We start from the raw sequence: 11,265 nt of genomic DNA, 5'->3' as shown, positions 1-11,265 counted from the left end.
CTAGCCGCAACTATTTCATCAAAAAAAAACTAAGTAATGATAAAGGAGGTACGTCAGACGGAGAACCAATATCTACGGAGACGTACCTTATATTATGTCATGAATGTAAACTGTCTCACGATGATTTAGAAACTATGACAATCGGTATGGTACTTGATTATATAGACGAGTACCTAGAAATGAAAAATCCGAACAAGGATAAACAAAATACCCGTAAAGCATCACAAGCAGACTTTGACTCGTTTTAACACTTGCCTTTTGGTAGGTGTTTTTTATTTGTTCAAAAAAAGGTAGGTGAGGTAATGGCAAACAGTCGAATTAAAGGTATTACTATTGAGTTAAACGGTGACACAACAGGGCTAACAGATGCCTTAAAAGGCGTTAACAAAGAAAGCAGTAAAGTTACTAGCGAATTAAGGGAAGTTGAACGAGCTTTAAAGTTTGACCCTGGCAACACTGAACTGATCGCACAAAAACAGCAGCTTTTAGCCGTACAAATTCAAAACACTAGCGAAAAACTGGACGTTTTAAAAAATGCACAGTCACAAGTTGAAGCCCAGTTTCGTAATGGAGATATTGGAGCAGAGCAATACCGAGCATTCCAACGAGAACTAGCGACTACAGAAGCTCAATTACAAAGCTACAATGCACAAATGGCTAGTACTGCTAACGAACAAGACCGATTGGCGCGTACTACTGGCGAATTATCAGCGTTTTTCCAAGCCACTGGCACTGATGTTAACCAATTTGCCGATTTATTAGGTACGCGCTTAACCAATGCAATTAGAGATGGTTCGGCCACAACGGACCAAATGAATCGTGCTTTGCGTTTAATGGGTCAACACGCTTTAGGTGCTGGCGCTGACATTGACGAAATGAGGCAGGCTTTAAGACGCGCTAGTGAAGGGGCTGATTTAAATGGTGTCCGACAAGACTTAGCGAGAATCACGCAAGAAGCTAACCAAGCCGAGGAAGCAGTTAATGGATTTGGTCAAGAATTATCTGGTGTTGCGGCAGGGTTAGCAGCTGGTGGTGGTATTGCAGGGGTTGTACAACAAGCTTTAGATGTTTCGAGTTTGAATACTAAAATTGATATTACTTTTGATGTGCCTGAAGAAAGTAAAGCATCAATCCGTGATGTTATTAAAACCATTGAAGCATATGGTGTGGATGGTGAAGAAGCGCTAGAAGGAGTGCGCCGTCAATGGGCATTAAATAAAGATGCATCAGATGAAACAAATGCGGCCATTGCAAAAGGAGCAGGAGTTGTTGCAAAATCTTATGCAGGAATTGATTTTATTGAATTAGTACAAGAAGTAAATGAAATAGGTGCAGCAATTGAAATTTCAAACGAAAAAGCTTTGGCACTTACAAATGCACTTTTAAAAGCAGGTTTCCCACCCGAACAATTAGACACTATTGCTGAATATACAACACAGATGAAAGAAGCTGGGTTTAGTGTTGCAGAAATACAATCTATTTTTGAAAAAGGCATTGATACAAAAACTTGGAATATTGATAACTTAAATGATGGCGTTAAAGAAGCACGTCTGCAAATGGCTACATTTGGCACAGAAATTCCGAAAGCACTTGAACCTGTATTGAAAAATGCTGGTCTTTCAGAAGAAAAATTTTTAGCATGGGGAAAAGCTGTTGCCAAAGGTGGTAAAGAGGGCTCAAAGGCTATGGCAGAGGTTGTAACCTACCTTGATGAAATGGAAGAAGGCACTGCAAAAAACGACTTAGCTACAGCTGTTTTTGCAACTAAATGGGAAGACCAAGGTCAAAATATGATTTCTGTTTTTCAAGGTCTAGCTGAAGCACAGGATAAAACTGCTCAAAATCAAGAAGAAGTTAATGCTGCCTTTCAAAAAATGAATCAAGATCCAACTGTTTTAATGAAACAAGCTTTTGCAGATTTACAAACTACATTGGCTCCTTTGTTAACAGCAGTAGCAAATTTTATAGCAAAAATAGCCGAATGGGTAAGTAATAATGCTGCATTAACAGCAGCAATTGTGGCGATTGTAGCTGTAGTAGGTATCTTAGCAGGAGCGTTTGCTGCACTCATGCCTGCTATAGGAGGACTTGTCACCGCGTGGCCCGCATTAGCAGCTGTAATTGGTGCTATTGTATCGCCCATAGGATTGGTAGTCGCTGCTATTGCTGGAATAGGTACAGCTTTAGTTGCTGCCTATCAAAATTCTGAGACATTTAGGGAAAATGTAAATAATGTATTCCAAGCAATTAGGGATATAGCAGTCACTGTATTTGAAACAGTGGCTTCTTTTATTCAAGAAAAAATAGCACAAATAAAGCAGTTTTGGGACCAAAATGGTACTCAAATATTACAAGCTGTAGAAAACGTATTTAATGGCATTAAAGCCGTTATTGAGTTTGTTATGCCTGCTGTGAAGTTTGTAATTGAAACAGTGTGGAATGCCATTAAACAAGTCATAGATGGCGCTCTAAATGTAATTATGGGTGCCATTAAAGTATTCAGCGGATTCTTTACAGGTGACTTCAGCAAGATGTGGGAAGGCGTTAAACAAATCTTTAAAGGGGCCATTGATCTAGTAGTTGGTTGGATGACATTGAGCTTCTTCGGTGGTATCAAAACAATTGTCACTAACCTTGCTAAAACAGGTGTGAATTTACTAAAAGGTATGTGGGATGATATTGCTGGATTCTTTACTTCAATGGGTTCTAAAGTGTCATCCACAGTTTCTAGTTTCTCAACTGGTGTTATTAATTTCTTTAAAAATTTAGCTACAAACGCAATCAATTCAGTTAAAAATACTTGGACTAGTTCTGTTTCTTTCTTTACTAATTTAGGGAATTCAGCGAAGTCCATTATTTCTAATATGGTCACTTCAGTAATTAATTTTGTTAAAAATCTTGGTACTAATTTTGTTAACACAATATCTACAATGAAGACAAATGTAGTTAACAAAATGAATGAATTAAAGGATGGAATGATTGAGAAAGTAAAATCATTACCAGCTCAATTTATTTCAATTGGTAAGGACATTATTAACGGCCTTATAAAGGGTATATCCACTATGTCCATAAATGCAATCGAAGCTATTACTGGTGTTGTGGATGGCGTAGTAAATAAGGCTAAAAAATTGCTAGGTATAGCTTCGCCATCAAAGGTTTTCAAACAAATTGGTTTGTGGACAGGCGAAGGTATGGTAATTGGTTTAAATCAATCTGCACCAAAGGTTAATGCAGCCATGGAGAATATCGGTAATGGTATTTTAGCAGTATCTAAGTCTTATCAAGAAGAATACTCAAATTTGATTGATGAATTTAATAAAAAGAATGAGGATAAAAATGATAAGACGTTAGAAAAAATCTACAAAATCCAAAACAATGCTGCTAAAAAGAAACGTAAGTTAACTCAACAGGAACTTCAAGATATTGCTTTACTGGAAGCTTCGTATAGAGATAATAAAATGAAATCAGAAATTGATTTCCAGAAAAAATATAGAGCTTTAGTAGAGAAATCTGAAAAAGAGTATCTTGAGGTAATCAAAAACTATATTGCTGATAAAAAATCGCTTGATGAATTGTCTTTAGTAGAGGAAGCAGCGATTTGGGAGCAATCAATTGAACTCTTTGCAGAAGGTACAAGAGAGCGTATTACTGTTCAAAAGGAATATCAAAAAGCTGTTGAAGATATTAACAAGCAAATTGTCTCGATTAATTCTGAATATCAATCACAAATCCAAACTATTAGTGACAACCTCATTAAACAAGAAGAAGAAGCAACAAAGGCATACACTGACGCTTTAAAAAATAGAGAGCAGGTTTTGAAGTCCTATGCTGGTACTTTCGATGAATTTAAGGTTGAGTTGAACCGAACTGGTCTTGAACTAATGACCAATTTGCAAGGTCAGGTTGATGGTTTTAAACAGTGGCAAGCTGAGTTCGAAAAGCTTTCAGGTCGGGGTATTAATAAGGAATTATTAGAGGAACTTTCTGCTTTAGGTGTTAAAGCTTTACCTGAGCTAACAGCCCTTAATAGTATGACGGATGAGCAATTGTCTCAATACAGCGCATTGTATCAAGAGAAATCGCAACTTGCACGAGAGCAAGCAGAAACAGAATTATCAGGTATGAAAATGGATACTCAAGTAAAAATTGAAGAAATGCGAAAAACTGCAAATGACCAACTCACAAAGCTCAACTTAGAATGGCAAACTAAAATTAAAACTGTAACACAAGGTACGAAATCGGAGCTTTCGTCATTAAAGCAAATAGGCGTAGATGCAGGAAATGGACTTCTCGAAGGCCTTTCGTCAACTGCAAGTGCTTTGTATGCTAAGGCACAGGAAATCGCTAATAACATTGCTAACACCATTGCTGCTGCATTAGAAATCCATTCACCTTCAAGGGTAACAATGGGATTTGGGGTCAATATCAACGAAGGGTTAATCAAGGGTATGGAACAGTCTAGTGGTCGTTTGCAACGTGCACTAAACAATGTATACGGATCATTAGCAAGTAGTGCAGAGAAGTCTGTAGCAAGTAAGGCAACGACTGCTCAAACACCTGTGTCCTCCACAACTTCTACTTCAACTATTGAAAACCATTACCACATGACTTTTACAAGTCCAAGAGCACTAGATCCGTATGAGTCAGCAAGAATGACTAAAAACGCGTTGAAGGAAATGGGACTACAATTTTAAAGGGGGGTTAGAACATGATAGAGTCTTTCCAAAGACGAGAGAAATTAATATTTGATAATCATCGTGGGCAGACATTTGAAATATCAGTGTCTAGCCCTTTTTATTTAGATACTGCTGATGGCTTAGAGGCCTTAGAAAATGAATTCTATAATGTAAAGAATTACAACGAAGATGGAACCAATGTAAAAGGTTCTAGTGTTAGGGAACGGAATATTGTAATTAATGGCCGTATTCGCTTGGATAAAGAAGTCAATCGGCAAAAGATTATTCGCTTCTTTAATCCTAAACATCACTTTACATTGAGATATGAGAATGGTGAAGTTACTCGGTATATAGATTGTAGAGTTGAAAAATCACCTGTTGTGAGTAAGCATATCATTCCTGAATTTATGATTTCATTTTTATGTCCCAACCCTTGGTGGTATACAGAGGAACAAAAATATGAAATTGCTATGTGGGTAGCAGCCTTTGAATTTGAACTTGAAATTGATGCGGATGGAGACGGTATTGAAATGGGCTACCGTGAGCCTAACAATGTGGTGAATGTGGACAATGACAGTGATACAGCTTCACCATTGCGTATACAATTTAAAGCTTTAGGATCTGTTGTCCGTCCACAGATTGAGGTAGTGGATACAGGTCATATCATAATGATTGATGCAACGCTACAAGGCGGTGATATTGTGACGGTTAATACTCAAAGAGGTAATGAGTATGTCATTTTGGAACGCAATGGATTAAAGATTAATTATTTTAATTATCTTTCATATGACTCAGATATTCAGTTAAGCGTTGATGTCGGAGATAATTTAATTCGCTATGATGCAGCAGAGTTTGTAACTAATTTAGAGGTTAATATCTACTTTACACCTCAATTCGTGGGGGTGTAATCATGCTCTATGTATGTAATGAGAATTTTGAACGATTAGGTTTCATTGGAAACTTCTCATATCTCCTGTGGAGGAAAAAGTATGGTCCTGGTAGTGAGGCCGAACTACACGTTGATGTAACTCCTAAAAACATTGAGCTACTTAAAAAGGGCAATATCATTTTCCGTCAAGACGATAACGAGGCCATGTATATTTACTATCGCCAATTTGATGATAGTAGTGGAGTAGATCAGTTAGTTATTAAATGCTTCTCCTTAACACGATGGACAGACCGTAGAATCTTATGGAAACAATATGATTTCAATACAACTCCTGAAAAGATTATGAGACAAATTATTACTGAAACAATGATTAGTCCTACTGATCCAGCACGTAAAACTATTCAAGTACAATTAGCACCATTGCGAAATATTGGTCAAGCAATTCAACAGCAGATTTCATATAAGCCAGTATACGAAGTGTGTGAAAATTTATGTACAACATACGAACTTGGCATGCGCTGTTTATTTGATGGACGAACACTCAAATATGATTTTTACGAAGGGACGAACAGAACGATTAATCAAAGTTTAAACCCTCGAATTATCTTGTCAAAGAGTCGAAGCAATTTGCTAAAAAGAAAGTATGAAGATGCAGATAATAGCTGGAAAACAACTGCTCTAATTGGCGGAGCTGGCGAGGGAGTATCTCGGAAAACAGCAACAATCGGCACATCCTACAAGGGATTAAGCAGAAGAGAAATATTTATTGATGCCAGGGAAATATCTGATACAAGAGATGTGGAAGGCGAACAAATGCCTATTTCGTCAGGAGAATACAACTCATTACTCGTAGCAAAAGGTAAAGAAAAAATAGCTGAATATACGGAGTTTATCGGCTTTGATTGTGAGTTGGATGTGACCAAGGAGAACACAAAATATAATGAAGATTTCTTCCTTGGTGATCTAATTACAATAAAGGATGATGAACTAGGGATTTTAATGAATAGTCGTGTTATGCAAGCTGACGAAGTATTTCAGCAAGACGGTAAATCAATCTATGTAACCGTAGGAAAGTCGGTTCCAACACTTCCAGAGGCTATTAAAAGGATGGTGAAATAAAATGATAAGATTCGGAATGTTTAATTCAATAAACGGTGATAGAAAATATAAGGCTGAGGACTTCGCACAATATTTCGCAACGTTTATTGGCAATGGTATTTTTGTTAAGCCTTCAGACTGTTTGCAAATTTATGCAACTGGGGATTCAATGAGTGTATTTGTACGTCCAGGTAAAGCATGGATTAATGGCTATTACTTAATCAATGATGACAACTATACCTTGCCACTTTCAGCAGGTGACACAACACTTAATCGTATTGATCGTATTGTTATTCGATTAGATTTTGTTCAACGTAAAATGAGTGTGGAGGTCAAGAAAGGTACATTGTCTGCTTCGCCAATCGCTCCAACTTTGAAAAGAGATGCAGACGCTTATGAACTAGCTTTAGCAGATGTCTATATAGCTAAAGGAGCATTAACAATTAGTCAAGCTGCTATTACAGACACACGCTTGAATAATAACTTGTGTGGTCTTATGCATGGTGTTGTAAATCAAGTAGATACCACAACCATTTTTAATCAATACCAACAATGGTTTAATGATTATTCTGTTACAAAAGCAGCCGAATTTTTAGCGTGGCAAACAGACGTTACTACAGCATTGGAAAATTGGATTGACGCACAGGAACAAGGCTTTGAGGTTTGGCGACAAGCAGAAGAACAGCTTTATTACACATGGCTTAATGGTAGAAAGAATGACTTTGACGCATGGTTTGAGACAGTTAAAGATATACTTGATACCACAGCAGATGGGAATTTATTAAATAAATTCAATGACCACGAAAATGCCAGATTACCACATTTTCAAGTTGATACAGTAACAGGTAAAAGATATGCAACAGGCTGGGTAATTGAAGATGGAAAACTTTATTTCGAAGCAGAAGAGGTGATTTAATAATGAAATGGCAGGTAGCAACAGAACCAACACAATTAGAAATAAAAAACATGGTTGAGAACATTGACGCATCTGCTGGGTTGCTAGTTAGCGACAAGGGTAAACGTTTTCTACCTGTAATGCGTGAGGAGTTAAGAATCAGAGAAATGATACACGACTTATCAATGCCATTATCATATATGGGCATGACTGAGGATTTTATATATGCAAAACAACATTCTTCCGCAAATCATTGGTTAATTAATAAAGCACAAAAATCCGTAACCCAAATATCAACCACCCATTCAGCTTGGCAAGCAGCAGTTCCAGGAATGCGAGGCTGGTCGTACACTGGTAGATTAGGCAATATGGATACGATGATACAAGTTGGAAGTATCATTTATTATACAATAAATGTCAGTAATTTACCGAAGGTAGTTATAATTGATACTACAAACATTCGGGATCGAACGCATTCATACAATCCGTCAGATTTAATGATTGATATACCTGGGTTTAATGGTCTTACTGTTGTTCCTAGATTAATAAAAACTAGAGCATATGTCTTCTTACTTGCTGGAACTCAATTGATGAATTATTTCAGAACAGACTCTAAATTAACCACTGGTATTGGTGCTAGTAATAATTCCACAAATACTTCAGTCGCTGGTGTGTCAATAGGCTCGTACATCATGGGCTCAGTACACCGTATTATGGATGATGGTGGTGCAGACCCAGATGTTATTATTCTAGTTGGTCAAAACGACCAAAACACCATTGGTTATATCTGTCGATATAATTTTCGTACAAAGACCGTCTTAGCATATACAACCATTTCAGTGACTATGGCACAACATGTTGGTTTGACGGGCGTTGTATATGAGGATGAGGACAAATTTATAACAGCAGATAGCAACACAGTAGCTGTAACCGATAAGAAAACTCTATTAACACATGCTGTTACACCGAAATTATATATGGGTAGTGCCGTATTACAACATATTGACGAGGAATCATTTACTCTGTTTGTGCCATATGCGGTTGAATGGAATGGAACTAACAATGCTGGAACAGTAAGTATGATCCAAAAATTTAAAAGAGAAAAATTCTACTTTGATTCCCGACCTTCTGAAGTGCTTTTACCTCTACAATGGGATTTAGAGCAAGCTAATTCACCTACTTCCGTTTCAGCATATTCGTATCCTATACACGGTTACGATAAACGTGATGTGTATATAGGGACTACTAATCAGTCGCAAAATGGTTTATATGTTGCAAAATATGACTACGTTATTGATTCATATAAGGAGGTGGCAGAATAATGGTTTGGTTATTACCAAATGACGGAACGTTTACAATATATCCAGTTAAGCCAGATTTAACAGGGTTAATCGAGGTGGAAGAACTCCCAGAAGGAATTGGCATTCTGCGACAAGCTGAAGATGGGACGTTTTATTACGAACCATTCCCAGAGTTCATTCCAAGAACCGAAGAGCCAGAAGTGAATCCAGAGCTACCTATTACACCTGAGCCACCTGAAACCCTAGAAGAAAGGATTGCTAGACTAGAATCCATTATTGAACAAAATAATCTAATCACTGTAGATGCTGTTTTAGGTGTCTATGAAGAACTTGTCGCTTTGCGTGAAGAAATAGCAGCGTCCAAAGGAACAACCGACAATGCTTAGAGCGCTGTTGGTGAAAATAAAATTAAAAATTGAATTGGAGGTCTACAAAATGGTAGATGGATATGTATTATTAATTGCAAACACTGACAAAACAGGCTCAACGATTGATCGTGTGCCAGCAAAGCTAAAAGCACCAGTATTGGTGAAGTTAAATGCTTTAGGTTTAGATGGTTATGGTAATCCGATTGAAGAAACAACAGAGGAAACGCAGGCATTAGCCTAGCGTTATTTTTTATGCAGAAAAGGGGGATTACATGTCAGAGAATGAACAAATAGAAATTGAAGAAGTTGTTAATTTCCTAGAAGATTCATTTTGGATTCTCGGTAAAATTAAATGGGAAGGTCGCTATAATGCCATCAAAGAAAATGAGCATTATAAACGGATTTTAGAGGCAATAAAAGTCCTAGAAAGTGAACACGATACTCTGTATGAATTAATTAAAGAAGATTAATTTTAAGCCTTCCACAGATGATTGTGGAGGGCTTTTCATTTAAAAAAGGTGCAAAGGAAAGGTGATTGAATGGACATTGTAACAACTGTGACAGCAGCAAGTAATGTTGCGAATTCACAAGTCGTGTGGTCGATTTTATGTATTTGCTTAGTCGTATATGTTTTTTGGAATTCAAACAAACGTGAGGAACGACTAATGAAAAACTTAGAAACATTAACAGAGGCACAAGGCGAACAAGCTAATGCAATGCGCGAGATCAGTAAAAGCTTAACGTCACTTGAAGGTCGAATGGATCGCATGGAAAAACATATTTTTTAGGAGGGTTTTATAATGAAAATCAACTGGAAAGTACGTCTACAACATAAACAATTTTGGGTGTCATTAATCGCATTACTACTAGTGCTTGCTAATCAAATAGCAGGCATTTTTAATGTCGATATTACTATTTACAATGCTCAAATTACAGCCATTTCAGAGACTGTTTTAAGCATTTTAGGTTTGCTTGGTATTATTATCGACCCAACTACAAAAGGTGCTTCAGACAGCAAGCAGGCGCTTAAATATGATAAACCAAAGAGTGATTTAAAATGACGAGCATTACTACTACATGCCGTGATATATCTGAACTATTGCCAGCTGCACAAACTGCTTGTCGTTTGTTATTCCAAGAGTGTTTTAAAGCAGGGATTAAGAACATCTTTATCACTGAAACATATCGCTCACAGGAACGACAGAATTACTTATATGCACAAGGCAGAACTCGACCAGGGCAGATAGTTACTTGGACATTAGATAGCAATCACAAGTCACGATTAGCATGGGATATTGCAGTAGCGCCACCAAGAAATTTATATGATATTTCTACACTTTCAAAAGTAGGGGCTGTTGCTAAAAAGTTAGGCATTACTTGGGGTGGTTACTGGCAGGCAGGAAATTATGATGCACCACATTTTGAAATTCCTTTAAATTGGGCTATGCCAAAAGGATACAAGTTGGAAGGACAAGTAATTGTTCCATCTAATAGCAAATTAAAAGTGCAACTATTTGTTGAAGATAAACCAAAAGAAAAGGATGATGATGTTATGAAATTTACAAATCCAACAACTGAAAATGCAGTACGTGATTATATTCAACAAGCAGTCTATAAAAATTTGATTGATAAATCTTGGTTGGAGAAATTCGATAATGGCACAATGACAAGTGGTGATTTTGAAGGTTTAAAAATTATTATCCAGCAGCGTATGTAAACCAAAAGATGCAGATAAGTTTAAAAACTTTAAGTTTATCTTGTCCTATTAAATCATTAGATTTGTAGCAAATGTTAGTAAACAAAGGGATAAACATAATTTTCTTAATCCCGAAAAATTAAAACCGAGTGACAATTTTTGTCTACTCGGTTTTAATTTTACAAGTCTAAAATAAACTCTGGAATTTCATTTTTCACAACAGCCTTTATAAAATCTTTATACGGTTCTGAAACCACTCTGCTATATACTTCAGTGTTTATAATTTTAAAATTTTCTGTATCAGAAAGTTTATCAGATAAAGACATTTGTTCTATAAATTTC

General features: G+C 36.8%; 11 protein-coding genes and 1 pseudogene. All 12 read left to right on the top strand.

Features of this window, described 5'->3' with window-relative positions; all coding sequences use genetic code 11:
• Positions 1–248: pseudogene (locus tag C7B89_RS23170) on the top strand (hypothetical protein); the annotation flags it as partial.
• A gap of 54 nt (positions 249–302) precedes the next feature.
• A complete protein-coding gene (locus C7B89_RS22800; RefSeq protein WP_115674665.1) occupies positions 303–4,694 on the top strand; it encodes a hypothetical protein in 4,392 nt (1,463 codons plus the stop codon).
• 14 nt (positions 4,695–4,708) lie between these two features.
• Positions 4,709–5,584 (top strand): phage tail domain-containing protein, encoded by an 876-nt coding sequence (locus tag C7B89_RS22795; RefSeq protein ID WP_115674664.1) that lies wholly within the window; start codon positions 4,709–4,711, stop codon positions 5,582–5,584.
• Positions 5,585–5,586: 2 nt separating this feature from the next.
• Positions 5,587–6,684 (top strand): siphovirus ReqiPepy6 Gp37-like family protein, encoded by a 1,098-nt coding sequence (locus C7B89_RS22790; protein WP_115674663.1) that lies wholly within the window; start codon positions 5,587–5,589, stop codon positions 6,682–6,684.
• Between the two features lies 1 nt (position 6,685).
• Positions 6,686–7,579 carry a hypothetical protein gene (locus C7B89_RS22785; protein WP_115674662.1) on the top strand — a complete coding sequence of 298 codons (894 nt, stop codon included), beginning with the start codon at positions 6,686–6,688 and terminating at the stop codon, positions 7,577–7,579.
• 2 nt (positions 7,580–7,581) lie between these two features.
• Positions 7,582–8,880: a hypothetical protein gene (locus C7B89_RS22780; protein WP_115674661.1), complete on the top strand. Its 1,299-nt coding sequence runs from the start codon at positions 7,582–7,584 to the stop codon at positions 8,878–8,880.
• Entirely contained in the window at positions 8,880–9,245 is a 366-nt protein-coding gene (locus tag C7B89_RS22775; protein ID WP_115674660.1) for a hypothetical protein, read from the top strand. The genes C7B89_RS22780 and C7B89_RS22775 overlap by 1 nt, the downstream gene beginning before the upstream one ends.
• A gap of 49 nt (positions 9,246–9,294) precedes the next feature.
• Positions 9,295–9,468, top strand: coding sequence for a hypothetical protein (locus tag C7B89_RS22990; RefSeq protein WP_158539215.1), 174 nt, complete (start codon positions 9,295–9,297; stop codon positions 9,466–9,468).
• Between the two features lie 31 nt (positions 9,469–9,499).
• Positions 9,500–9,697 carry a hypothetical protein gene (locus C7B89_RS22770; protein WP_115674659.1) on the top strand — a complete coding sequence of 66 codons (198 nt, stop codon included), beginning with the start codon at positions 9,500–9,502 and terminating at the stop codon, positions 9,695–9,697.
• A gap of 69 nt (positions 9,698–9,766) precedes the next feature.
• Positions 9,767–10,015 (top strand): BhlA/UviB family holin-like peptide, encoded by a 249-nt coding sequence (locus C7B89_RS22765; RefSeq protein ID WP_115674658.1) that lies wholly within the window; start codon positions 9,767–9,769, stop codon positions 10,013–10,015.
• A 12-nt stretch (positions 10,016–10,027) separates the two neighbouring features.
• On the top strand, positions 10,028–10,288 hold the full coding sequence (locus tag C7B89_RS22760; RefSeq protein ID WP_115674657.1) for a phage holin: 261 nt from the start codon (positions 10,028–10,030) through the stop codon (positions 10,286–10,288).
• The gene (locus C7B89_RS22755; protein ID WP_115674656.1) at positions 10,285–10,944 is read left to right on the top strand and encodes a M15 family metallopeptidase; all 660 of its coding nucleotides are present in this window, start codon (positions 10,285–10,287) and stop codon (positions 10,942–10,944) included. The genes C7B89_RS22760 and C7B89_RS22755 overlap by 4 nt, the downstream gene beginning before the upstream one ends.
• Positions 10,945–11,265 lie beyond the last annotated feature (321 nt).

Source organism: Lysinibacillus capsici (assembly GCF_003367505.1).
GTDB lineage: Bacteria > Bacillota > Bacilli > Bacillales_A > Planococcaceae > Lysinibacillus > Lysinibacillus capsici.
This window is presented reverse-complemented; position numbering and strand designations above follow the sequence as displayed.